The following is a 24,442-nucleotide window of genomic DNA, read 5'->3' on the forward strand; positions in this document are numbered from 1 at the left end:
ATGCTAGCGCGTACGGGTACAAGGTTCAATCCTTCGGTTTAAACCGCAGCAGACGGTTAGCGTTGCTCACCACGGTAATTGACGAGAGCGCCATCGCCGCACCCGCAACAACCGGGTTCAGCAGGGTACCGGTCAGCGGCCACAAAATCCCGGCGGCAATCGGAATGCCGAGCGAGTTATAGACGAACGCCCCCAGCAGGTTCTGCTTCATGTTGCGCAACGTGGCTTTCGAAATCGCCAGCGCGTCCGCCACGCCCATCAGGCTGTGGCGCATCAGGGTGATCGCCGCGGTTTCAATGGCGACATCGCTCCCGCCGCCCATCGCAATTCCTACGTCAGCCTGCGCCAGCGCCGGGGCGTCGTTGATGCCGTCGCCCACCATCGCCACCTGGCGACCCTGACTTTGCAGGTTCTTGATGGCGTCCGCTTTGCCGTCCGGCAGCACGCCCGCGATCACTTCATCAATACCGGCTTCTTTGGCGATGGCGTTGGCGGTGGTCGGGTTGTCCCCGGTCAGCATCACCAGACGATAGCCCGCGCGGTGCAGGCGCTGTAAGGCATCTACGCTGTCCTGGCGTAACGGATCGCGCACGGCCAGTAGCGCCGCCACCTGACCATCCCTCGCCAGCAGAACCGGCGTCGCGCCCTGAGAGGCCTGCGCGTTCAGCTCTGCGTCCAGTGCGGACGTATCAACGCCGTGTTCAGTCAGCAGTGCCTGGTTTCCCAGCAGCAGCGTATGGCCTTCGGCTTCACCGCTGACCCCTAAACCGCGCAGGGTGCGGAAGTTACTTACCTGCGGCAGACGGGCATCACCGGCTTTCTCCAGGATGGCGCGCGCTAGCGGGTGGCTGGAGCCTTGTTCCAGCGCGGCGGCCAGGCGCAGGGCATCCGTCTCCGTACAGCCAACGGTACTGACGGCCACCACCTGCGGTTTGCCCTCGGTGAGCGTGCCGGTTTTATCAAAGACAAGGGTGTCCAGCGTGCTTGCCCGTTGCAGGGCGTCAGCATCACGGACCAGTACGCCAAATTCGGCGGCGCGTCCGACGCCAGAGATAATCGACATCGGCGTTGCCAGGCCAAGGGCACAAGGGCAGGCGATGATCAGTACCGTGGTGGCGATCACCAGGGTGTAGACAATCTGCGGCGCCGGGCCGAAGAAATACCAGATTGCCGCGCTCAGCAGGGCAATACCGACGACCACCGGCACAAAAATGGCGGAGATTTTATCGGCAAGCTGACCAATCTCCGGCTTACTGCTCTGCGCCTGGCGGACCATGCGAATGATGCGTGACAGCGTGGTATGGCTCCCGACCGCGCTGGCGCGGAACAGCACGCTGCCGTCCTGCACGACCGTACCGGCATGCACGGCGTCGCCCTGAGATTTCTGCTGAGGAATCGGCTCGCCGGTCAGCATCGCTTCATCCAGCCAGGCATCGCCCTGGGTGATTTCACCGTCGACGGGCACGCGGTCGCCGGTGGTCAGGCGCAGCGTCATTCCCGGCTGTACCTCTGAGAGCGGAACGCTTTTTTCCCCGTCGTCCGTGACCACGCGGGCCGTCGGCGGGGTTAAATCAAGCAATCTTTCCAGCGCTTTCGAGGAACGCTGACGGGCGCGGGCTTCCAGCATATGGCCTAAGTTGATCAGGCCGATAATCATTGCGCTCGCTTCATAATAGAGATGCCGGGCTTCCAGCGGGAACCACTGGGGCCAGACGTTCACGCTCATGGAATAGAGCCACGCCGCGCCGGTCCCGAGGGCGACCAGCGTGTCCATCGTCGCGGTGCGGTTTTTCAGGCTCTTCCAGGCGCTGGTATAGAAATGCCCGCCTGCAAACACCATCACCGCAAGGGTAATCAGACCAATCACCAGCCACAGGGTGCGGTTGTCAGCGGTGACCATCATGTTGTCACCCATCATGCCCCACACCATCACCGGAATACCGACCAGCAGGGCGACAATCGCCTGCCAGCGGAAGCGCTTCATGGTGGCGACAGCCGTTTCCTGCTGGCGCTCGCGGCGCTCGGCATCATCTTCGATGGCCTCCGCCCCGTAGCCCGCTTTCTCCACGGCCTGCACTAACTCTGCGGCGGAGGCGCTGCCCATCACCAGCGCAGTACGCTCCGCCAGGTTTACCCGTGCCTGTGCTACACCCGGTACCGCCTGTAAGGCGTTTTGTACCCGGGAAACGCAGCTGGCGCAGCTCATGCCGTTGATCAGCAGTTGTTGGCTGTCATCAATGTCATCAGCTACCGGAAGCTCAGGAGTGGCCGCTGTCAGTGCTTCCGACGGGGATGATGACTCTGCCAGCGGTTTAGCCTTTGGGTGGCTTAACTCCGCCCCGTAACCGGCCTGTTTAATGGTATCAATCAGCGCGTCGGCGCTGGCGCTGCCGGTCACGGCGGCATGATCGATAGTCACCTCAGCGCTTTCCACGTCAGGACGCTGCTCCAGGCTTTCTTTAACGCGTTTGACACAGTGGCCGCAGGAGAGGCCGTCCAGTGTCAGGTCAATAGTGTGAGACATAACAAAACTCCCGTATAATGTTCTGGTCAATTGTTGACCTTCACTCTGCTTTTCGCTAACTGTTATGAAGGTTAAACCTTCCATCAAGGGGAAGGTCAAGGGGGAAATGTGAATATCAGCGATGTTGCGAAAAAAACCGGCTTAACCAGCAAAGCGATTCGCTTTTATGAGGAAAAAGGGCTGGTGACGCCACCGTTGCGCAGTGAGAACGGCTACCGCAGCTATACGCAGCTGCATCTTGATGAACTGACGTTACTGCGCCAGGCAAGACAGGTAGGATTTAACCTTGAAGAGTGCGGCGAGCTGGTTAACCTGTTTAACGATCCGAAACGCCACAGTGCCGACGTGAAAAAACGTACGCTGGAAAAAGTGGCGGAGATCGAACGCCATATCATCGAATTACAGGCGATGCGTGAGCAACTGTTACAGCTGGCAGAATCCTGCCCGGGAGATGACAGCGCCGAGTGCCCGATTATCGACAATCTTTCCGGCTGCTGCCACCGTAAAACCCACGCCTAACAGGCTTTAACCCGCAGGGTAATACCTTCCACCGCGATGACCTCAACCCGCGTGCCGGCGCTGAGGTCATCATCGGCCACCACCGGCCACGAACTGTCCCCCACGCGCATATGACCGCGTCCGTTTATTAGCGTGTTATCAAGCGTAAAGCGTTTACCCACGATCTGCTGCCCACGCTGGTTGAGATGCGCGTCGATCGGCTTCTGCGCCTTCACCCGTTTGTTCAGCCAGCGCCACCACAGCCAGGCGGCCAGCAGCGTCAGCACGGCAAACAGCGCGCCCTGCCACTCCCAGCCGACAGGCAGCAGCCAGACGACCAGCCCGGTAATCACCGCGGCAACCCCGCTCCACAGCAGATAACCGTTGCCGCCAAGCATCTCGGCGGCCAGCAGCAGTCCGCCAAGGCTTAGCCAGAACGCATGAGGATGTGCAACGATGAGCTCAATCATTTTTTACGCTCGTTTCCGCCGTCTTTGATCAGTTCGGCAATTCCGGCGATAGACCCCATCAGGCTGCTGGCATCCAGCGGCATCATCACCACTTTGCTGTTGTTCGCGGAGCCGATCTCCTTCAGCGCATCGGTATATTTTTGTGCGACGAAGTAGTTCACGGCCTGGATATCCCCGGCGGCAATCGCCTCGGAGACCATTTGCGTCGCGCGGGCTTCCGCTTCTGCCGAACGTTCACGCGCTTCCGCCTGGAGGAAGGCAGACTGACGGTCGCCCTCGGCTTTCAGGATCTGCGACTGTTTTTCCCCTTCCGCTTTCAGGATTTCAGCCTGACGCACCCCTTCGGCTTCAAGAATATAGGCACGCTTGGTACGCTCGGCCTTCATCTGCGCGTTCATGGAAGCAATCAGCTCTGCCGGTGGGCGCACGTCGCGGATCTCAATGCGTGTCACTTTGATCCCCCACGGATTGGTGGCTTCATCCACAATGTGCAGCAGGCGGGTATTAATGCTGTCGCGCTGGGAGAGCATTTCATCCAGCTCCATCGAGCCAAGCACGGTACGGATGTTGGTCATGGTCAGGTTGACGATCGCCAGCTCCAGGTTGCTCACCTCATAGGCCGCTTTTGGCGCATCAATCACCTGAATAAAGCACACCGCATCGATGGTGACGTTGGCGTTATCCTTGGAGATGACTTCCTGAGAAGGGATATCCAGCACCTGCTCCATCATGTTGATCTTGCGCCCAATTCTGTCCATGAACGGGACGATCAGGCTTAAACCCGGCTGAAGGGTATTGGTGTAGCGACCGAAGCGTTCGACGGTCCACTGGTAACCCTGCGGGACAATTTTGACGCCTGCGCCCACGATAACCAGCGCAACGAAAATAAGGACGGGAACAACGATGAGCATAAAAACCTCCTGTTTTGCATGCCGTAACGAGAAAAACTGCGTATTTGTTGAACGTAAGTATATCGGCTAACGAACAGGATTTCGCCCCTGTAAAGAGGTGGGAACCGGACTGGCAGAAATAAAACGCCCCGTTCGGGATGCGGGGCGCAAAGCGTTACTTTTCAGACCAGGTATAGCTGAAGTCAGTGATAAACCCATCCCCGGCGTCAGCGATGGCTTTTGATAATCCCTGATAGTATTTTTCCAGGCCGATGGCCTCTATCTGCTGGATCTGCTCGCGAACGGGAGCGCAGAACAGCACCGCATTGCCCGCTCCGACACGTTTGTTGTTCGGCGGCAGATCGCCAGTAATCGCTTTAAACCAGGTTCTGATCCCTTGCTTTAAGTTGTGCGGCGCTTTTGTAAGATCCTCCTGGCCGGTCAGCACCTGTAGGGTAGGGAATTCATTAGCATTGACGGCGGTTTTCATACGCGCAAAGAACGCGGTAAAAAGCTCAAAAGAGCCGAGATCCGTAACGCGAGGCTTGGTAGTTTTTCCGTTTTTATTGCCCATTTTTCCGGCAGGGGCTGTAGGTGCCGGAACCACATTGACCTTATGCAGATCCAGACCAAACAGCAGATTGCAGTGCGCCCGGCGCTCTTTAAGCGGGTAGGACATCAGCACGTCAATAAACGCCGTCGCCTTCACATCGGCCAGGTCATGGTTAATCAGCCATTGCGAGCGGGCAAATTCCGCAGGGGAAACGAACCAGTCAGGCACCTCAGTAAAGCGTCTGGATTTACCCTTGCCGTCAAACTCGAGAAAGTAAGCCCCATCATCGAAAGCAAAATAGCAGTTTTTAAAGCTACCGATTGTGGTGTTAACGATGAGCGCCTTCTTAACAAAATCGACCACCTCTGCCCCCATGACAAAACGCGTGAGTTCAGAAGAATTGATGACTTCCATTAATGTTTCCACATCAGGAACACCAGGCTTCAGGGAGGAGAACTCATAAAAGATATGTGTCATGTTGCTGACTTCCTGTAGTTATAGAGGTGACAATAAACAGGCAAAAAGTTTAACACTTGCTATAGGTTAAGGCTATTCGCGCTGCGTAGCGGAAAGGATTATGCTAAAGGCTCTTCTTATCACAGCGGTTAATGGAATCGGAATGAATAATAAAAAAAATCTTCTGGATATCAGGGATGTTGGCTTTCGTGTGGGTGATAACACCATCCTTCAGCACGTCGATTTTTGTCTCTCTCCGGGCGAATTTAAACTGATAACCGGTCCCTCCGGCTGCGGCAAAAGCACCCTCCTGAAAATCGTGGCTTCGCTACTGAGCCCAACGGAGGGAACCATCCTGTTTGCAGGAAAAGATATCGCCACGCTTTCACCGGAAAGCTATCGCCAGCAGGTGTCATACTGCGTGCAGACGCCGTCCCTGTTTGGCGACACGGTGTACGACAATCTGGTTTTCCCCTGGCACATCCGCAACCAAACGCCTGATCCGAAAAAGTTTACCGACGATCTGACCCGGTTCGGGCTTTCGCCGGAGACGCTGACCAAATCGATCGCCGAACTGTCGGGCGGGGAAAAGCAGCGCGTCTCGCTGATCCGTAACCTGCAATTCTTGCCGAAGGCGCTGTTGCTGGACGAAATCACCAGCGCGCTGGATGACGCTAACAAGCGCAACGTCAATGACATTATCCATCGCTACGCCCGGGAGCAGAATATTGCCGTGCTGTGGGTGACGCATGATTCAAATGAAATTACCCATGCGGATGATGTCATCACGCTCAGGCCGCAGGGCGGGAAAATGGAGGAGGCTCACCGTGGGTGAACATAACATAACTAACGAATCGCTGGCGCTGTCGATGGTCCTGGTGCTGGTGGCGATTGTGGTCAGCTACCGGGAAAAGCTGGGGCTGGAAAAAGATATTCTTTGGAGTATCGCCCGCGCGGTCATTCAGCTCATCATCGTCGGCTATGTGCTGAAATACATCTTCAACGTCAATCATGCCGTGCTGACCCTGTTGATGGTGCTGTTTATCTGCTTTAACGCGGCATGGAACGCGCAGAAACGCAGTAAATACATCGATAAAGCGTTCATTTCGTCGTTGATCGCCATCACTACCGGGACCGCGTTAACGCTGGCTGTGCTGGTGCTTTCCGGCTCGATAGAATTTACGCCGATGCAGGTGATCCCCATTTCCGGGATGATTGCGGGCAATGCGATGGTGGCGGTCGGGTTGTGCTACAACAATCTGGGGCAACGGTTCAGCAGTGAACGGCAGCAGCTTCAGGAGAAGCTAAGCCTTGGCGCGACGCCGAAGGTGGCCTCGGCGAGGTTGATCCGCGACAGCATTCGCTCTTCGCTGATCCCAACGGTGGATTCCGCCAAAACGGTGGGGCTGGTGAGCCTGCCGGGCATGATGTCGGGGCTGATTTTTGCCGGTATCGATCCGGTAAAAGCCATTAAATACCAGATTATGGTGACGTTTATGCTGCTCTCTACGGCGAGCCTGTCCACCATCATTGCCTGCTACCTGACCTATCGGAAGTTTTACAACGCGCGCCACCAGCTGGTGGTGACGCAGTTGAAAAAGACGGGGTAATATCTGCTTTTGTAGGCCCGGTAAGCGTTAGCGCCACCGGGCATTTTTTTGCTAGTAGAGCAACGCGTACAGCTGACGACGATATTTCGACGCCAGCGCGTCACCGGTACCCAGCGCGGCCAGGATCTCCTGGAACATCTTCCGCGCCTGTCCGTCTGCGGCGCCCAGGTCCTTTTGAAGATGGCTAAACAGCAGCTCCAGCGCCTCTTCGTTACGCCCCACCTGATGAAGCTGAAGCGCCAGCTGGCTTGCCAGCGCGGCATCCTGCGGGTTGTCCGCAACCTGCTGCTGAAGCTGTTGAATTTCAGGGGTATCGGCCGCCTGTTTAAGCAGGTCAATCTGCGCCACCAGACCCTGATAACGGGTATCCTGATCCTGCATCGGCACCGTTTTCAGCACGGCTTCCGCGTCTTCAGGGCGGTGCAGTGCAATCTGGGTCTCTGCCAGCAGCAGACCAATCTGGCTGTTCTGGTTCGACAGCTGCCACGCGTCTTTTAACAGCGGCAGCGCCTCGTCGTACTTGCCTTCCTGCATCAGCGCCATGGCTTCCTGCGCTTTCAGCTCTTCTTCGCGCGGCAGGACTTTATCCAGCAGGGCGCGGATCGCCTCTTCCGGCTGCGGCCCCTGGAAGCCATCCACCGGCTGACCGTTCTGGAACAGGTAGACGGTTGGGATCGCGCGCAGGCCAAACTGGGAAGCCACCATCGGTTCGGCGTCACAATCCAGCTTCGCCAGAATGAACTGACCATTGTACTGCGCGGCAAGGCTTTCCAGGACCGGCGTCAGTTGCAGGCAGTGTTGGCTGCGTTCAGACCAGAAGTAGAACAGCACCGGTTTAGTCATTGACTGTTCGAGCGTCTGTTGCAGGTTAGCTTCAGTTATGTTGACGATATTCTGTACGGACATGCGGCATTCTCTTTTATCGGTTTACTCTTTACATGGGGGTAAGCGTGGTCGCTTCAACTCAACCCTGCAAAATTTTGTCCATCATCCGCCCCGGCAGCAGGCGTTTCAACCAGCCGACGGCATGGGTCACCAGCGTGACCGGATAGCGCATTTTAGGGGTATCGCTCTCAAACGCGTGGCGCACTTTGGCAACGACGGCTTCTGGCCCAAGCGTAAAACGCGCCGCGATGCCGGGATTTTCGACCGGTTTGTCCGCCTGCGTCTGGTTAACGTTTTCCGTAAAGCGGGTGCGGATCGGGCCGGGTTCAATCAGGCTGACCTTAATACCGCTGTGGCGCAGCTCCATGCGCAACGCATCGGACCAGGCTTCAAGCGCATATTTACTGGCAGCGTAAGCCCCGCGGCCCGGCGTGGAGATCAGGCCCATCACCGAGGAGGTCATGACAATCCGCCCTTCGCCGTGTGGCAGCATGGCCGGGAGAAGGTGCATGGTAAGCTGATGCGCCCCGAAAAAGTTTGCGGAGAACTGCTGCTCCAGCTGTTCCCGTGAGAGAGTCTGTAGCGGGCCGTACACGCCGTAGCCCGCATTGTTGAACAGACCGTAAAGACGGTTGTTAGTCAGGGCGATAACCTCATCGGCGGCCTGCTCTACGCTCTCTGGCGAATCGAGATCCAGCAGAATGCCGGTAAATCCCAGCCCTCGCATGCGTTCGACATCCTCGGGTTTGCGGCAGGCTGCCAGCACCCAAAACCCCTGACGTTTCAGTTCAAGGGCGCTTTCAAGGCCAATTCCGCTGGAACATCCTGTTATTAAGACCGATTTTTGCATAACTTTACCTGTCAGGTTCTCAGCTGTTTGACGAGTCATGTTTTACTAAAGGAGCCAGCCGGGTTGCCATCCAGTCGGCAATAAACGGCTGGGCATCGCGATTGGGGTGAATGCCATCATCCTGCATCCACTGGGGTTTCAGATAGACCTCTTCCATGAAAAATGGCAGCAGCGGAATATCAAACTCTTTGGCAAGCTTAGGATAGATCGCGCTAAACGCCTCATTATACCGACGGCCGTAGTTAGCGGGCAGGCGAATTTGCATCAGCAGCGGCTGGGCATTGGCGGCCTTAATGGTCTGCAAAATGGTCCGCAGCGTTTGCTCCGTTTGCTGAGGCTGGAAGCCGCGCAAACCATCATTACCGCCCAGTTCGACCAGCACCCAACGCGGTTGATGCTGCTTAAGCAGGGCAGGCAGGCGCGATAAGCCTTGCTGCGACGTATCGCCGCTGATGCTGCCGTTCACGACAGAGGCCCGGGACTGCCATTTATCATTGAGCAGGGCGGGCCAGGCCGCACTGGCGGCCATACGATAGCCCGCGCTCAGGCTGTCGCCCAGAATCAATAACGTGTCCGCAGCCGCCGCGCGGAAGGTCATCAGCATCAAAAACAGGAAGGGCAAATGCCAGCGGAAAACATTGTTGAAGTTCATCGTCTTAAGAAGTCCGTCGGTCAGGGGGAACACGAGCTTTCCATCCTCACCGGAGTTGAACTCGTTGTCAAACGTGCCGAAACCATCGCCCTGATTGGTGAATCCGGTTCCGGTAAGTCCACGCTGCTGGCCATTCTCGCCGGTCTGGACGATGGCAGCAGTGGGGAAGTGAACCTGGTCGGCCAGCCCCTCCACGCGCTTGATGAAGAGGCCCGCGCCGCGCTGCGAGCCCGGCATATCGGGTTTGTCTTTCAGTCATTCATGCTGATCCCGACGCTGAACGCGCTGGAAAACGTTGAGCTACCTGGCCTGCTGCGCGGTGAAAATACCCGTGAAAGCCGCGATCACGCGAAGGCGTTGCTGGAACAGCTGGGGCTGGGAAAACGTCTCGACCACCTTCCGGCACAGCTTTCCGGCGGTGAGCAGCAGCGCGTGGCGCTGGCCAGGGCGTTTAACGGGCGCCCGGAAGTGCTGTTTGCCGATGAGCCAACGGGCAATCTCGACCGTAAAACCGGGGACAAAATTGCCGATCTGCTGTTTTCCCTCAACCGCGAGCACGGCACCACGCTGATTCTGGTTACCCACGACCCGCAGCTGGCCGCCCGCTGCGACCGCCGCCTGCGGCTGGTGAACGGTATTCTTCAGGAGGAAGCATGATTGCCCGCTGGTTCTGGCGCGAGTGGCGCTCGCCCTCGCTGCTGATTGTCTGGCTGGCGTTGAGCCTGGCGGTGGCCTGCGTGCTGGCGCTCGGTAGCGTCAGCGATCGTATGGAGAAAGGGCTTAGCCAGCAGAGTCGGGAATTTATGGCCGGGGACCGGGCTCTGCAAAGTTCTCGCCCCGTGCCGCCGGGCTGGATTGAGGAAGCGCGCAAAGAGGGGCTGAAAGTAGGGGAGCAGATCACCTTTCAGACCATGACCTTTGCGGGCGACACGCCGCAGCTTGCCAGCGTAAAAGCCGTGGATGACATCTACCCGATGTACGGTGACTTACAAACCAGCCCGCCGGGGCTAAAACCGACGGCCGGTACGGTCCTGCTGGCATCGCGACTGATGGCGCTGCTGAACCTGAAACCCGGAGACAGTATCGACGTCGGCGACGCGACACTCAAAATTGCCGGGGAAGTGGTGCAGGAGCCCGACTCCGGATTTAATCCGTTCCAGCTTGCGCCGCGCCTGCTGATGAACACCGCGGATGTGGCGAAAACCCACGCCGTCCAGCCGGGAAGCCGTGTCACCTGGCGGTATAAGTTTGGCGGAACGCCAGCTCAGCTGGAGGCGTACGAAAAATGGCTCCTGCCGCAGCTCAAGCCGGAACACCGCTGGTACGGGCTGGAGCAGGATGACGGGGCGCTCGGCAAATCTCTTGAGCGTTCTCAGCAGTTCCTGCTGCTGTCGGCGCTGTTAACCCTGCTGCTTGCCATTGCGGCGGTTGCCGTGGCGATGGGGCACTACTGCCGCAGCCGTTACGATCTGGTGGCGATCCTCAAAACCCTCGGCGCGGGCCGCGCGCAACTGCGCAAGCTGATTGTCGGCCAGTGGCTGATGGTGCTGGCGCTGTCGGCTCTGACCGGCGGGGCGATAGGGCTGCTGTTTGAAAAGCTGCTGATGGCGCTGCTCAAACCGGTACTGCCCGCCGCATTACCGCCTGCCAGCCTCTGGCCGTGGCTGTGGGCAATCGGCGCGATGACGACGATCTCCCTGCTGGTGGGGTTACGCCCGTACCGGCTGCTACTCGCCACCCAGCCGCTGCGCGTGCTGCGCCGCGATGTGGTGGCCAGCGTTTGGCCGCTGAAGTTCTACCTGCCGGTGATTATTGCGGTGGCGGTCGGGCTGCTGGCCTGGCTGATGGGCGGCAGTACGCTGCTGTGGGCGGTGCTGGCGGGCGCGGTGGTGCTGGCGCTGCTGTGCGGCGTAGTGGGCTGGATACTGCTTAATGTGCTGAGAAAGCTGACAGTTAAATCACTTTCCATACGGTTAGCGGTTAACCGACTGCTGCACCAGCCGTGGTCTACCCTCAGCCAGCTCTCGGCATTTTCGCTGTCGTTTATGCTGCTGGCGCTTCTGCTGGTGCTGCGCGGGGATCTGCTGGATCGCTGGCAGCAGCAGCTTCCGCCAGAAAGCCCGAACTATTTCCTGATCAACATCGCGCCCGAGCAGGTGACGCCGCTGAAGGGCTTCCTGTCCGAGCATCACATTATTCCCGAGTCGTTCTATCCGATCGTGCGCGCCCGACTGACGCAGATCAACGGCCAGTCGACGGAGGGAAATAAGGATGAATCGCTCAACCGCGAACTCAACCTGACCTGGCAGGCGAAACGTCCGGACCATAACCCGATCGTTGCTGGCACCTGGCCGCCGAAAGCGGGGGAAGTGTCGATGGAGGAGGGGCTGGCGACACGCCTGAACGTGAACCTCGGCGACAGCGTGACCTTCACCGGTGATACCCAGGATTTCACCGCCAAAGTTACCAGCCTGCGTAAAGTGGACTGGGAAAGCCTGCGGCCAAACTTCTTCTTCATCTTCCCGCCGGGTGCGCTGGACGGACAGCCCCAGAGCTGGCTCACCAGCTTCCGCTGGGAAAACGGCAACGGCATGCTGACGCAGCTTAACCGGGAATTTCCGACGGTGAGCCTGCTGGATATCGGCGCGATCCTTAAACAGGTCGGGCAGGTGCTGGAGCAGGTAAGCCGCGCGCTGGAGGTGATGGTGGTGCTGGTGACGATCTGTGGCATATTGCTGCTGCTGGCGCAGGTGCAGGTCGGCATGCGTCAGCGTCATCAGGAGCTGGTTGTCTACCGCACGCTGGGGGCCAGTAAACGGCTGCTGCGCGCCACGCTGTGGAGCGAATTTGCCCTGCTCGGGCTGGTGGCGGGCCTGGTGGCGGCCATCGGGGCGGAAACGGCGCTGGCGGTACTCCAGAGCAAAGTCTTCGACTTCCCGTGGGAGCCCGACTGGCGGCTGTGGCTCACGCTGCCCGTCTGCGGCGCCGTGCTGCTGTCCCTGTGCGGCGGCTGGCTCGGATCCCGGCTGTTGAAAGGTAAAGCGCTATTCCGCCAGTTTGTCAGCTAGTTTACTGACGTGATGATGACGCACCGGCATTTCTGCTGGTGCGTCATTGCTTAACGGCACAAATCGTTAATGTCCCTGCATTTAGTAGCACAAAACATTAAAAACCCGCCCACACAGCCCGAATTTTTCCGGTTAATATTCACCAGCTAAATATTTAGTAGCGTGTCTATCAAGGAAAAAGAATGACTATAAGAAAAACAGCGCTGGCGACAACGATCGGCGCAGCAGTGGCATTGGCTTCTTTCGCATCCCAGGCGGAAATCACTCTTCTGAAACAGGATCCGCAGGCGGGTAACCCGCTGAGCCGCCTGAACTTCACCGTTGGCGGTAGTATTCGTCCTCAGTTCCAGAACATGACCGGCGATGACGGCAAAAACGGCTACAAGCGCAACGGCTTTGACGGCGGTACCCGCTTCCGTTTCGCGGCAGACTACTACCTGTTCGATGACATCAGCTGGATCACTTACTACGAGCTGGGTGTGAACATTCCGGCGCAGTTTAACTGGGATAACCACTACGCCGACGGCGCGCACGATACTTCACGCCGTATGCTCTACACCGGTCTGAAGAGCGACACCTGGGGTACGCTGACCTTCGGCCAGCAGAACAGCGTGTACTATGACGTGGTGGGCGCAAAAACCGATATCTGGGACTACGACATGATTGGTCAGGCGCCAGGTAACGGGATTAATGGCGACTACGACGGCTCTTACCGTTCACGCCAGATGCTGAAGTACAAGAAAACCGTGGGCGATGCTGACATCTACGCCTCTTACCTGTTTGAAGACAGCGAATACCTGCCGGGCAACGGCCTGCGCTACAAGCGTAAAGGCGGCGGTTCACTGGGTATCGATTATCACCTGACCACCGATCTGACCTGGGGCGCAGCGTGGAACTACACCCGCGCGGACATGCGTAACCCGGACAACGGCGACAGCAAATCCTACGACCAGAACATCCTTGGTACCGCCCTGAGCTGGACGCCGGATAACTGGACCTTCTCCGCAGGCGGCGGCTGGTATCAAAACTTCCTGACCACCAAAAAAGTGTCCGTTAACGACTACTTCGCCGGTGATGCATGGGGTATTGAATACTTTGCGGGTTACAAGTTCCCTGTTGGTCAGTATGCGGTGAAATCCATCCAGCCGTACTTCATGGGCGACCGTATCGAGTACGTGAATGGCCGTAACTACCAGCGCATCGACAACGGTGTGGGTATCAGCTTCCAGCTGGATTACGGTTTCCGCGTGGATTACGAACACGTGTTTACCTCCAGCACCGACAACCTGGGCGACATGAACCTGGTGCGTCTGCGTTACGACTTCTAAGTTGTCATGTAGGGTGCGGCCTGATGCCCTCACCCTGACCCTCTCCCACGGGGAGAGGGAAAAAACATTAAAAACGGCAACCCAGGTTGCCGTTTTGCTTTTACCTCGCCACCCGGCTTTATTTTTCAGCGATCGAGCCACTCAGCAATTTCTTCGTACGTCCCGCGATACACAATCTTCTCCGCCTTTTTCTCCAGCTGATAGCCGTACATCGGGTCGTAATAATCCTTCAGCAGCGGCACAAGCCAGCTGAAGTGCGCGTCAGTGCTGCCAGTACGCTGTTGCTCGACAAGCGCGGCATCCAGCAGGGCGGTAAATTCCGCGAAGCGTTGCAGCCCCAGACGGCGACGAATGGCGTACAGGCCGTGATGCAGATATTCGCTATACGCTTTCCAGCCCGCTTTCTCGCCGTAGGCAGCAGAAAAATCGGCCCACATATGGTCGAAATACTCTTCGCGCAGGCGCTCCAGGCGGACTTCAAAGGGGTCTTCGACGACAACGACAGGGGCGTCAACCATGCGGTCGCGCAGGCATTCCGGCAGGTGGTTAGAGCCAATCATCCGGCCTTCATCTTCCAGCACCCAGCGCGCGGCGTCTTTTTTTAGCAGTTCGACGGCAAGGTGATTTTCAAAACTGGCCTGGGAAAGCTGCGGGGTGAGCGTGCGACCAAATGATGAGCCGCGATGGTGCGCCAGCCCTTCCAGATCGATGCCCTGCGCATGCTGCTTAACCAGCAGCGTTTTACCGTTTCCGGTACAGCCGCCGATAAGCACCATCGGTTTTTGTGACTGCTCAATGGTCACCTGAATCGCCGTCTGACGCAGGGCCTTATAGCCGCCGCGGATCAGCGGATAATCGATTCCCGCCTCTTTCAGCCAGGCCTGGGAGATGTGTGAGCGCTGGCCACCGCGCGCGCAGCAAAGGTAGCCCTCAGGATGGGCCAGGCTGGCTTCCCGCCAGGCGTTGATGCGCGCCTCTCGCGTCTCGCCGTTGACCAGGCTATGGCCGAGCGCCAGCGCGGCGTCCGGACCCTGGCGTTTATAGCAGGTGCCGACGGCGGCACGCTCGTCGTCGTTCATTAAGGGCAGGTTGAGTGCGGCGGGCATCGCACCCTGGGCAAATTCGATCGGCGCGCGAACGTCGATTAAAGGGGTATCGGACGCGAGGATCGCGCGATAGTCCGTTCCATCGTTCATGGTGATTCCAGAAGAAAACTGAGCAGCAATGGGCGGGAATTGTACGCCGGGGAAGGGGAAGGTCAACTCCCCGGCGGGGGATACTTACTTCAGTTTTGACTGCGCCCAGACAATGCCGCTCGCGTATTCTGGCGGCAGCAGGGGAACAATCGCTTCCAGCGTAGCGCTCAGGCGGTCCGTGTCAGTATCGTTCAGGTTCAGGTGGCCGACCTTACGCCCCGGACGTACCTCTTTGTCGTACCAGTGCAGGTGCACCAGCGGCAGCTTCAGCCAGTTGTAGTTCAGATCGGTGCCGATCAGGTTGATCATCACCGACGGGCTGGTCACCACCGGCTGCGGCAGCGGCAGGTCAGTGATGGCGCGCAGGTGCAGCTCGAACTGGCTGATGGAGGCGCCGTTTTGCGTCCAGTGACCGCTGTTGTGCACGCGCGGCGCAAGTTCGTTGATCAGCAGACCCGACGGCGTGACGAAACACTCCATCGCCATTACGCCCACATAGCCCAGCTCATGCATGATGGCAGAGAGCATTTCTTCCGCCTGCGCCTGCTGGTCAGCATTGGCCTGCGGGAAGGCGACGCTGGTGCGCAGAATCCCGTCCTGATGCAGGTTATGCGTTAGCGGGTAAAAAACGGTGTGCCCGTCATGCCCGCGCGCGCCAACCAGCGACACTTCACCGCTAAAGTTAATGCCCTGCTCAACGATGCACTCGCCGTAGCAGTCATCCGGCAGCTCGGCGGTGTCGTTCGCGCGCAGGCGCCACTGCCCGCGGCCGTCGTAGCCGCCGACGCGACGCTTCACAATCGCCAGGTGTCCCAGCATCGCAAAGACGTCATCCCATTCGCGCTTATCGGAAAGCAGCTGCCACGGCGCGGTCGCGAGGCCGAGCTTGTCGAAAAGCTGTTTTTGCGTCAGGCGGTCGGCAATGATCGGAAACACGTCGCGGTTTACAAAGGCGTTATGGCGCGCCAGCTCGCGGGTCAGGGCGGTTTCCGGCCAGCGTTCAATTTCGGCGGTGATCACGCTCTGGTGGAACGGCACGGCTTCCGGCTCGGCATCCAGCCCGACGGGCCAGACGGCAATACCCAGCGGCTCACCGGCCTGACGCAGCATCCGGCCAAGCTGACCATTACCAAGAACGCAAACCTGCTTCATGCTGCACCCCGCGGATCCGGGTTATCCAGCACCTCGTCGGTCTGGGCTTTACGCCACTCCGCCAGACGCTGATGTAACTCTTTATCATGCGTCGCCAGGATCTGCGCGGCCAGCAGGGCGGCATTTGCCGCACCCGCTTTACCAATCGCCAGCGTACCGACAGGAATACCGCGCGGCATCTGGACGATAGAGTAAAGGCTATCAACCCCGCTTAACGCGGCGCTTTGCACAGGAACACCCAGTACCGGCACCAGCGTTTTGGCGGCAATCATGCCCGGCAGATGTGCTGCGCCGCCCGCACCGGCAATGATCACCTCGTAACCGTTCTCTTCGGCGCTTTCGGCGAAGCTGAACAGTTTATCCGGCGTACGGTGCGCGGAAACCACTTCGACGTGGTGCGGAACATTCAGGATTTCAAAGATTTCGGCGGCGAACTGCATGGTAGCCCAGTCGCTTTTGGACCCCATCACGATGGCGACACGCGCCGGATTATTGCGGGAAGACATGCGTCTTAAAACTCCTGTGGTGCGGAACACACTGCTTTCGAGGGCACAGAGAATAGCATGTAATACCGGCAAGGAAAACGGTTGCGTGGTCGGGAAATGGGCGAAAAGACGGGGAGGGTTAAAACGGGAAGGCGATCAGTTCAACACCTTCCGGCGTGACTTTGACCATCGATCCTTCGCTGTGCCAGGCCCCTAAAACCACGCGATGGGCGGGCTCGCCGTTGGTGATAAGGGAATGAACATCGGGACGATGGGTATGGCCATGGATCAGCCACTGAACGCGATGCTTCTCCATCACCTTCACCACCGCCTGCGGGTTGACGTCCATGATGGTCATCGATTTGCTGCTGTTGGCGGCCTTGCTGCCCGCGCGCATTCTGGCGGCGATGCGGTTGCGAATAAACAGCGGCAGGGCGAGGAACACTTTCTGGATCCACGGGGTGTGAACTTTGGCGCGAAACGCCAGGTAGCCGGTATCGTCAGTGCAGAGCGTGTCGCCGTGCATGATCAGAATATTGCGGCCATAGAGGTTTAGCACCTGCTCTTCCGGCAGCAGCGTCATGCCGCTCTCGCGGGCGTAGCGCTGGCCGATCAGGAAATCACGGTTGCCGTGAATGAAATAGCAGGGGACGCCGGAATCCACCAGCGTTTTAATGGCCGCAGCCATCTCACGGTGCAGCGGGTTCGGATCGTCGTCGCCAATCCAGGCCTCAAACAGGTCGCCCAGAATGTACAGCGCGTCGGCGTTTTTCGCTTCACCGCGTAAAAAACGCAGAAAACCGGCGGTTATCGCCGGTTCTTCTGTTTGCAGATGTAGATCCGCAATAAAGAGTGTCGCCACGAATTACTCGCTGACGGTCACGCTTGTAATCACAACGTCTTCTTTAGGAACGTCCTGGTGCATACCGCTGCGGCCAGTAGAAACGGCTTTGATCTTGTCGACCACGTCCATCCCTTCAACCACTTCTGCGAATACGCAGTAGCCCCAGCCTTGCAGACTTTCGCCAGAGAAGTTCAGGAAGTCGTTGTCCGCTACGTTGATGAAGAACTGTGCGGTTGCAGAATGTGGCGCCTGAGTACGGGCCATTGCCAGCGTACCACGGGTGTTTTTCAGGCCGTTGTTCGCTTCGTTTTTGATCGCTTCTTTCGTCTCTTTCTGGCGCATGCCAGGCTCGAAACCGCCGCCCTGGATCATAAAGCCGTTGATCACACGGTGGAAAATAGTGTTGTTGTAGAAACCTTCGCGGCAGTAGTCCAGGAAGTTTTTAACTGTTTCAGGCGCTTTGTCATCAAAGGTTTTGATTACGATATCGCCATGATTAGTGTGGAAAGTAACCATTTTTGCATCCTGTTCCGTTATTGTGGTGCGTCGACCCGTGCTCGGGTCACATATAGGGGCTTGTTATAGCATAACCACAGGACACGATCACCTTGCATTGTGTGCTGACCGTACTCCGAATTATGGGTATTATAAGGAACAAACAATCCACACACGTGTTTACATGGAATCTTCGATGTTAAAAATCTTTAATACAATGACGCGCCAAAAAGAGGAATTTAAACCTATCCATGCCGGGGAAGTCGGCATGTACGTGTGTGGTATTACGGTTTACGATCTCTGTCACATCGGCCATGGCCGTACCTTTGTCGCGTTCGACGTGGTGTCACGCTACCTGCGCTTCCTGGGCTACAACCTGAAGTATGTGCGCAATATCACCGACATCGACGACAAAATCATTAAACGTGCTAATGAAAATGGCGAAAGCTTTGTCGCGCTGGTGGATCGCATGATCGCCGAAATGCACAAGGATTTTGACGCCTTAAATATTCTGCGCCCGGACAGCGAGCCGCGTGCGACCCACCATATCCATGAAATCATTGATATCACCCAAAAGCTGATCGAGCGCGGTCACGCCTATGTGGCGGACAACGGCGACGTGATGTTCTCGGTGCCGACGGACCCAACCTACGGTGCGCTTTCCCGCCAGGATCTGGACCAGCTCCAGGCCGGTGCGCGCGTGGACGTGGTTGACGTGAAGCGTAATCCGATGGACTTCGTGCTGTGGAAGATGTCCAAAGCGGGCGAACCAAGCTGGCCATCACCGTGGGGCGAAGGGCGTCCGGGCTGGCACATTGAATGTTCCGCGATGAACTGCAAGCAGCTGGGCAACCATTTCGACATCCACGGCGGCGGTTCGGATCTGATGTTCCCGCACCACGAAAACGAAATCGCGCAGTCCACCTGTGCTCACGGCGGCGAGTACGTGAACTACTGGATGCACTCCGGGATGGTGATGGTTGACCGCGAGAAGATGTCGAAATCGCTGGGTAACTTCTTCACCGTGCGCGACGTGCTGAAGTATTACGACGCGGAAACCGTGCGTTACTTCCTGATGTCTGGCCACTATCGCAGCCAGCTGAACTACAGCGAAGAGAACCTGAAGCAGGCGCGCGCTGCGCTGGAGCGTCTGTATACCGCACTGCGCGGCACCGACAAGTCTGTTCCAGCCGCAGGCGGCGAGGCGTTCGAAGCCCGCTTCGTTGAGGTCATGAACGACGACTTCAACACCCCTGAAGCCTATTCCGTGCTGTTCGACATGGCGCGTGAGGTGAATCGCCTGAAGTCAGAAGATATGGCGGCGGCCAATGCGCTGGCGTCTCATCTGCGTAAGCTCTCTTCCGTGCTCGGCCTGCTGGAGCAGGAGCCGGATGTGTTCCTGCAAAGCGGCGCGCAGGCGGACGACGGCGAAGTGGCGGAAATTGAAGCACTGATTAAAGCGCGTCTGGAAGCGCGTCAGGCGAAAGACTGGGCGGCGGCGGATGCGGCGCGTAACCGTCTGACCGAGATGGGCATTATTCTGGAAGATGGCCCGCAGGGAACCACCTGGCGTCGTAAGTAATTTTCTCCTCACTCTAACCCTCTCCCACAGGGAGAGGGAATTGTTAGGTTTTCTCCCTCTTTACGTGGGAGAGGGCCGGGGTGAGGGCATCAGCGCGCACGTTTTCTCCACCATAACATCCCCATCAGCACCATCCCCGGCAGCCACACCCACAGCAGTTCCGAGATAATGACCTCATGCCCGTACGGCGTGGTATAGCGTGACAGCGCAAACGGCGCGACCTTGATCACCTGCCACGGCGCAAAGAAGCGCTCATCTGACCACGGCCACAGCCAGCCGACGCCTTTCCCGCCGGTGGTGATCGAATCCAGCAGGCTGTGCGACAGCAATGACACGGTTAAAAACAGCCAGCAGCGCATCACGCTGGCCCTGAACCATCGTCGGCCTGCCAGCACGCAGAGTATCGGCACCACCAGGGCAAACAGTAGCGAATGAGTGAAACCGCGATGGCCGAAAATATTCCCGTAGGCAACACCGAATTTAAACGCCAGTACGTCGGCATCGGGCAGCATGGCGAGGACGATCCCGGCAAACAGCAGGCGGGGTGGGATGACGTTGGTTCCGAGCCCTAAGCCCAGACACAGAGGTACGGCAGCGTGGGTGATAACGGTAGGCATTGCATTTATCCATGGCAAATCATGGAAATATAGCAGTCATCTCGCGCTAAAAGACCCATGCTAAATTCTGATTTTACGCCGATTCCCGCGCGATAAGCTGCCCGGAGAGGGTTATGCGCTGCGTTTGCAGGTCCGGCTCTTTCAGCCTGCGGATCATCAGCCCTGCCGCCTGGCGGCCGGTCTCTTCGCTGGCAGACGAAACGTAAGTCAGTGACGGCGACGTGAGATTAACGTGGAGCATATCTTCAAAACCAATCAGCGCCACCTGCTGGGTTAAAAACACGTCTTTACCCACCGTGCGCCCCACCTGGTGAATACCTGAGATCGAACCGATCATCGCGTCCGGTGAATGGCAGAGCAGGGCGGTAATCGTGTTGTTCTTCTCCAGCAGCTGGCGAGTCGCCATGGCCGCCGCCTGCGTGTCATCGGTGCAGGCTGGAGAATATTCCTCACGCCAGATCAGACCGTTCTGCGTCATCGCGCTGCGAAAACCGAGCAGGCGCTGCTCGCGGATACGGCACCCGTCGCGCCCGCCAATATAGGCGATGGTGCGGTGCCCGCGTTCGATAAGATAACGCGCGGCCAGGTTCGCCGCCTGGCGGTTATCGCGCATCACCAGATTGCATTTCTCTTCCAGCAACGACTGCGAAACCGCCACAAGCGGCAGCGGGCAGTGGCGAATGTGTTCCGGGAGAGAGGCGGTGCGGGTGTCCGACGCCAGGTAGATGACGCCCGCCACGCCCTGCTGCTTAAACGAGAGCAGGGTACGCTCAAGATGTTCGCCGTCATTCAGCGGCTGGCCGAGAAAAACCATATAACCCTGCTTCTCCAGCTCCTGAACGATACTCGCCATCACCTTGATGGAAAAGCTGTCGCTGAAGTCGCGCAGGATCAGGCCGATTAAGTTGGAGGTGTTGGCGCGAAGATTGGCAGCGGCGACGTTATGAACATAGCCCAGCGTTGTGATGGCGGCATTGACCTTCCCGATCGTCGCCTCTGAGATCTTCCCTTTCTGGCGCAGCACCAGCGAAACGGTAGAAACCGACACGCCCGCATGCTTTGCGACATCAATAATGCTGACTTTCTTCAAAACCGCTCCCTGAAATTTACCGATTATCAGCCAGATAAGAGGCGACCCCCAGCGTACAGGAGACGCCTCCTTCAGGCATCTTATTATTTGCCAATCATCGTAGACATCGTCTGGGCGATAAACTGTGCTCTGGCCCCGAAAATCACCTGTATCCCGTTATCGCCCACGAACACCACGCCGCGCGCGCCAAGCCCGTTCAGCCCGTCCCGGTCCACCGCTTCGCTCTTCGCCACTTCCAGACGCAGACGCGTGATGCAGGAGCCGACGGAATGAATGTTCTGCGCACCGCCCAGCAGGCCGATGATTTCGGTGGCAAGTTCGGAATCGGACTTGTCATTCGCGCTGGCGGTCACTTCGGTGCGGCCCGGCGTTTTCACGTCGAAACGGCGGATCACGAAGCGGAAGGTGAAGTAGTAGATTAATGCCATCGGAATGCCGATGATAATGGCGCTCAGGAAGTTGGTCTGATAGCCGTTAAACGACGGCAGGATCCCGAACGACAGGTAGTCGATAAAGCCCGCCGAGAACGACTTGGCGATATGCGCATGCAGCAGGTACATGGTCATGTACGCCAGGCCTGCCATGATGGCGTTGAAGACGTAAAGGATCGGCGCCACGAAGATAAAGGTGAACTCTACCGGCTCGGTGATGCCCGTCAGGAAGCAGGTGAGGGCGGCGGAGAAGAGAATACCGGCCGCGATTTTCTTATTCTTCGTGTGCGCTTCGTGGTACATCGCCAGACACGCCGCGGGCAGTGCGAACAGCATCAGCGGGAACTCGCCCTGCATGAATTTCCCGGCGTTATGGTAGGTGTCGCTGCTGAAGGATTTCACTCCCTCTTCCAGCATCTTGAACCAGATGGTCTGGTCGCCGTGGATCACCTGACCCGCCTGGGTAGTGTAATCCCCGAACGAATACCAGAAGGAGGGATACCAGATGTGGTGCAGGCCGAGCGGGATCAGCGCGCGCTCCACTAGCCCGAAGATAAAGGTCGAGGCCGCCTGGTTATCGCCGTTCACCACCACGGACAGGGCGTCGATGCCGGACTGAATATGCTGCCAGACGTACGGCAGCAGCAGGCCGAGCAGGAACGATAGAAACGCCGTCGCAATCGCCACAAAGCGCTTGCCGGAGAAGAAGCCGAGGAATTCCGGCAGCTGCATGGTGTGGAAGCGGTTGTAACACCAGGCCGCAAGAATACCGCAGATCAGGCCGCCAAAGACGCCCATCTGTAACGTCGGAATGCCGACGACCATGGCGTATTTCCCGCCCTGGGAGGCCATTTCCGGCGTAATGCTCAGCACGGTGCTGATGGTGATGTTAGTGACAAACACGGAGACCGCCGCAGAGAGAGCGGCAATGCCGGATTCCGAAGCCAGTCCGACGGCAGAGCCGATGGCGAAGAGCATTGGCAGGTTATCAAAGATAACCCCGCCTGCGTTCATCATCAGCGGCAAGTGGAACTTATCGCCGAAGGCCAGCAACAGGCCCGCAGCGGGAAGCAGTGAAATTGGCAGCATTAAGGCGCGACCAATCATCGATAACTTAGACAGCGATTTAACAAACCCTGATATCAGGCTCATGCTGATTTCCCCCGAGTAGCGCTTTTTTTGCGCTGTTATTGTAAGTAGAACGTTTTAGTAGAACGTTCTACTTATCGTGGGGAAAGTCTGAAAATCGCGCAACTTAAATTTCACATTTCGCCAGAGGGAATAGTGATTATTTGAAGTTGATCGATAATTAACCGTGATGGGTGTGAGGGGATGTTTATCCCCTCTCCCTGTGGGAGAGGGTTAGGGTGAGGGCATCAGACAGCTCAGGCCGTCACGGTCACGCTCTGACCTGCGAAGCTCACGGTCTGACCCGCGACAATTTTGCAGCGCTTGCGGGTTTCCACCGCGCCGTCTACTGTTACCTGCCCGTCGGCGATGACGATTTTCGCCTGCGCGCCGCTTTCGCTCCAACCTTCCAGCTTCAGCAGATCGCACAGCTCAACGTGCGGGTGTTTACCTAAAGAAAAAGTTGCCATGATTACGCGTCCTCTACGTCGTGATACTCCTCGCACGCCTGCAAGGTATTCTGAATCAGTGTTGCTACCGTCATCGGGCCAACGCCGCCCGGGACCGGAGTAATATAGGATGCGCGCGCTGCGGCATCTTCATACACCACGTCGCCAACCACTTTGCCGTTTTCCAGGCGGTTAATACCCACGTCCACGACGATTGCGCCCTCTTTGATCCACTCGCCCGGAATAAAGCCCGGCTTGCCGACCGCAACGATCAGCAGATCGGCGTTTTCGACGTGATGACGCAGGTTTTTGGTGAAGCGGTGGGTGACGGTGGTGGTGCAGCCCGCCAGCAGCAGCTCCATGCTCATCGGACGGCCCACGATGTTGGAGGCGCCAATCACCACGGCGTTCAGGCCATAGGTATCGATGTTATAACGCTCCAGCAGCGTCACGATGCCGCGCGGGGTGCATGGACGCAGGCGCGGCGCGCGCTGGCACAGGCGGCCTACGTTATACGGATGGAAACCGTCAACGTCTTTGTCCGGCGCGATACGCTCCAGCACCTTCACGTTGTCGATGCCCGCAGGCAGCGGCAGCTGAACCAGGATGCCGTCGATCTCTTTATCGGCATTCAGGGTGTCGATCAGTTCCAGCAGTTCCGCTTCGCTGGTGGTTTCCGGCAGATCGTAAGAGCGGGAGACGAACCCCACCTCTTCACACGCTTTGCGTTTGCTGCCGACATAAATTTGCGAAGCCGGGTTGCTGCCAACCAGCACAACGGCCAGCCCGGGGGCGCGAAATCCGGCGGCTTTACGCGCCTTCACTTTTTCCGCAACCTCAGAGCGCACCTGCTGCGCAATCGTTTTACCGTCAATAATCTTTGCTGCCATCAGAGAGAAGATTCCGTCTGTAACGTTAGAAAGGGGGGATTGCCTGTATTTTGTCAGAAGCGAGCGCCGCTGTCAGTCACCCTTTACGAGATTTCATCGATGTCCCGCAAAATCCCTTCTCAGGGCATGGTCAATTTCTTAGAGGTGATTAGGATGTGACCTGGCTAAATGGCAGCGTTTTGACATATTACAAAATAGATTCCTGAGCTACTTTGTCCTCTCCGAAATAAGCCTTCAATTTTTTAATTGAACGTATTTCTTATTCCCGAATATGCGCGGGAAGGGTTATTTACATTTTA

At 57.7% G+C, this 24,442-nt stretch carries 24 protein-coding genes; 7 read left to right on the forward strand and 17 right to left on the reverse strand.

The genetic code is table 11. From position 1 onward, the window contains the following. Nucleotides 1-25: 25 nt before the first annotated feature. Nucleotides 26-2,524, reverse strand: coding sequence for a copper-exporting P-type ATPase CopA (gene copA, locus L384_RS10185; RefSeq protein ID WP_023324250.1), 2,499 nt, complete (start codon nucleotides 2,522-2,524; stop codon nucleotides 26-28). A gap of 108 nt (nucleotides 2,525-2,632) precedes the next feature. On the opposite strand from copA, the gene cueR reads away from it, so the two are divergent. Then, on the forward strand, nucleotides 2,633-3,043 hold the full coding sequence (gene cueR / locus L384_RS10180; RefSeq protein WP_017383222.1) for a Cu(I)-responsive transcriptional regulator: 411 nt from the start codon (nucleotides 2,633-2,635) through the stop codon (nucleotides 3,041-3,043). On the opposite strand, the gene L384_RS10175 is transcribed toward cueR, so the two are convergent. The 3 genes from L384_RS10175 to L384_RS10165 form a co-directional block, all read right to left on the reverse strand. After that, complete coding sequence (locus tag L384_RS10175) at nucleotides 3,040-3,492, reverse strand: NfeD family protein (protein WP_023324251.1); 453 nt, start codon at nucleotides 3,490-3,492, stop codon at nucleotides 3,040-3,042. The genes cueR and L384_RS10175 overlap by 4 nt on opposite strands. Beyond that, nucleotides 3,489-4,403 (reverse strand): SPFH domain-containing protein, encoded by a 915-nt coding sequence (locus tag L384_RS10170; protein WP_003858941.1) that lies wholly within the window; start codon nucleotides 4,401-4,403, stop codon nucleotides 3,489-3,491. Before L384_RS10170 ends, L384_RS10175 begins: the two co-directional genes overlap by 4 nt. Before the next feature lie 154 nt (nucleotides 4,404-4,557). Then, a complete protein-coding gene (locus L384_RS10165) occupies nucleotides 4,558-5,412 on the reverse strand; it encodes a hypothetical protein (protein ID WP_023324252.1) in 855 nt (284 codons plus the stop codon). Between the two features lie 142 nt (nucleotides 5,413-5,554). Between L384_RS10165 and fetA the strand changes: the two genes are divergently transcribed. Both fetA and fetB read left to right on the forward strand, forming a co-directional pair. Then, entirely contained in the window at nucleotides 5,555-6,226 is a 672-nt protein-coding gene (gene fetA, locus L384_RS10160; protein WP_015571235.1) for an iron efflux ABC transporter ATP-binding subunit FetA, read from the forward strand. After that, nucleotides 6,219-7,001 (forward strand): iron efflux ABC transporter permease subunit FetB, encoded by a 783-nt coding sequence (gene fetB / locus L384_RS10155; protein WP_023324253.1) that lies wholly within the window; start codon nucleotides 6,219-6,221, stop codon nucleotides 6,999-7,001. The genes fetA and fetB overlap by 8 nt, the downstream gene beginning before the upstream one ends. A gap of 51 nt (nucleotides 7,002-7,052) precedes the next feature. Here the strand turns inward: fetB and L384_RS10150 are convergent, their stop codons facing one another. Genes L384_RS10150 through tesA form a run of 3 tightly spaced genes read right to left on the reverse strand, consistent with a single transcriptional unit; the run spans nucleotide 7,053 to nucleotide 9,388 of the window. After that, entirely contained in the window at nucleotides 7,053-7,907 is an 855-nt protein-coding gene (locus tag L384_RS10150) for a co-chaperone YbbN (protein ID WP_003858935.1), read from the reverse strand. Between the two features lie 58 nt (nucleotides 7,908-7,965). After that, nucleotides 7,966-8,775, reverse strand: coding sequence for an SDR family oxidoreductase (locus L384_RS10145; RefSeq protein ID WP_104468573.1), 810 nt, complete (start codon nucleotides 8,773-8,775; stop codon nucleotides 7,966-7,968). Further along, nucleotides 8,756-9,388 (reverse strand): multifunctional acyl-CoA thioesterase I/protease I/lysophospholipase L1, encoded by a 633-nt coding sequence (gene tesA, locus L384_RS10140; RefSeq protein WP_003858933.1) that lies wholly within the window; start codon nucleotides 9,386-9,388, stop codon nucleotides 8,756-8,758. Before tesA ends, L384_RS10145 begins: the two co-directional genes overlap by 20 nt. Here tesA and ybbA point away from each other — a divergent pair. The 3 genes from ybbA (at nucleotide 9,359) to L384_RS10125 (ending at nucleotide 13,784) form a co-directional block, all read left to right on the forward strand. Beyond that, nucleotides 9,359-10,045 (forward strand): putative ABC transporter ATP-binding protein YbbA, encoded by a 687-nt coding sequence (gene ybbA, locus L384_RS10135; protein ID WP_023315548.1) that lies wholly within the window; start codon nucleotides 9,359-9,361, stop codon nucleotides 10,043-10,045. The genes tesA and ybbA overlap by 30 nt on opposite strands. After that, nucleotides 10,042-12,456: a putative ABC transporter permease subunit YbbP gene (gene ybbP / locus L384_RS10130; protein ID WP_023324255.1), complete on the forward strand. Its 2,415-nt coding sequence runs from the start codon at nucleotides 10,042-10,044 to the stop codon at nucleotides 12,454-12,456. The genes ybbA and ybbP overlap by 4 nt, the downstream gene beginning before the upstream one ends. A 182-nt stretch (nucleotides 12,457-12,638) precedes the next feature. After that, nucleotides 12,639-13,784, forward strand: coding sequence for a porin (locus tag L384_RS10125; RefSeq protein ID WP_022650515.1), 1,146 nt, complete (start codon nucleotides 12,639-12,641; stop codon nucleotides 13,782-13,784). Between the two features lie 125 nt (nucleotides 13,785-13,909). Here L384_RS10125 and mnmH read toward each other — a convergent pair whose 3' ends face one another. The 5 genes from mnmH to ppiB form a co-directional block, all read right to left on the reverse strand. Then, nucleotides 13,910-14,980, reverse strand: a complete 1,071-nt coding sequence (gene mnmH / locus L384_RS10120) for a tRNA 2-selenouridine(34) synthase MnmH (RefSeq protein WP_022650516.1) — start codon at nucleotides 14,978-14,980, stop codon at nucleotides 13,910-13,912. Nucleotides 14,981-15,064: 84 nt separating this feature from the next. After that, a complete protein-coding gene (gene purK / locus L384_RS10115; protein ID WP_023324256.1) occupies nucleotides 15,065-16,132 on the reverse strand; it encodes a 5-(carboxyamino)imidazole ribonucleotide synthase in 1,068 nt (355 codons plus the stop codon). Further along, the gene (gene purE, locus L384_RS10110; protein ID WP_003858921.1) at nucleotides 16,129-16,638 is read right to left on the reverse strand and encodes a 5-(carboxyamino)imidazole ribonucleotide mutase; all 510 of its coding nucleotides are present in this window, start codon (nucleotides 16,636-16,638) and stop codon (nucleotides 16,129-16,131) included. The genes purK and purE overlap by 4 nt, the downstream gene beginning before the upstream one ends. Nucleotides 16,639-16,756: 118 nt before the next feature. Continuing rightward, on the reverse strand, nucleotides 16,757-17,479 hold the full coding sequence (lpxH, locus tag L384_RS10105) for a UDP-2,3-diacylglucosamine diphosphatase (protein WP_023324257.1): 723 nt from the start codon (nucleotides 17,477-17,479) through the stop codon (nucleotides 16,757-16,759). Between the two features lie 3 nt (nucleotides 17,480-17,482). Continuing rightward, nucleotides 17,483-17,977 carry a peptidylprolyl isomerase B gene (gene ppiB, locus L384_RS10100; protein WP_000256009.1) on the reverse strand — a complete coding sequence of 165 codons (495 nt, stop codon included), beginning with the start codon at nucleotides 17,975-17,977 and terminating at the stop codon, nucleotides 17,483-17,485. A 175-nt stretch (nucleotides 17,978-18,152) separates the two neighbouring features. On the opposite strand from ppiB, the gene cysS reads away from it, so the two are divergent. Continuing rightward, a complete protein-coding gene (gene cysS / locus L384_RS10095; protein WP_022650518.1) occupies nucleotides 18,153-19,538 on the forward strand; it encodes a cysteine--tRNA ligase in 1,386 nt (461 codons plus the stop codon). Nucleotides 19,539-19,627: 89 nt separating this feature from the next. Here cysS and L384_RS10090 read toward each other — a convergent pair whose 3' ends face one another. The 5 genes from L384_RS10090 to folD all read right to left on the reverse strand — a co-directional run bounded on the left by L384_RS10090 (nucleotide 19,628) and on the right by folD (nucleotide 24,143). Then, nucleotides 19,628-20,155: a metal-dependent hydrolase gene (locus L384_RS10090; RefSeq protein ID WP_023324258.1), complete on the reverse strand. Its 528-nt coding sequence runs from the start codon at nucleotides 20,153-20,155 to the stop codon at nucleotides 19,628-19,630. A 73-nt stretch (nucleotides 20,156-20,228) separates the two neighbouring features. After that, complete coding sequence (gene malI, locus L384_RS10085; RefSeq protein WP_022650520.1) at nucleotides 20,229-21,245, reverse strand: Mal regulon transcriptional regulator MalI; 1,017 nt, start codon at nucleotides 21,243-21,245, stop codon at nucleotides 20,229-20,231. Between the two features lie 83 nt (nucleotides 21,246-21,328). Further along, nucleotides 21,329-22,828, reverse strand: coding sequence for a PTS transporter subunit EIIC (locus tag L384_RS10080; RefSeq protein ID WP_023324259.1), 1,500 nt, complete (start codon nucleotides 22,826-22,828; stop codon nucleotides 21,329-21,331). A 233-nt stretch (nucleotides 22,829-23,061) separates the two neighbouring features. Then, nucleotides 23,062-23,274 (reverse strand): ribosome-associated protein YbcJ, encoded by a 213-nt coding sequence (gene ybcJ / locus L384_RS10075; RefSeq protein WP_022650521.1) that lies wholly within the window; start codon nucleotides 23,272-23,274, stop codon nucleotides 23,062-23,064. A gap of 2 nt (nucleotides 23,275-23,276) precedes the next feature. Continuing rightward, a complete protein-coding gene (folD, locus tag L384_RS10070; protein ID WP_006809817.1) occupies nucleotides 23,277-24,143 on the reverse strand; it encodes a bifunctional methylenetetrahydrofolate dehydrogenase/methenyltetrahydrofolate cyclohydrolase FolD in 867 nt (288 codons plus the stop codon). Between the last annotated feature and the right edge of the window lie 299 nt (nucleotides 24,144-24,442).

Origin of the sequence: Enterobacter sp. MGH 38 (assembly GCF_000492855.1) — a bacterium.
Taxonomy (GTDB): Bacteria; Pseudomonadota; Gammaproteobacteria; order Enterobacterales; family Enterobacteriaceae; genus Enterobacter; species Enterobacter hormaechei_C.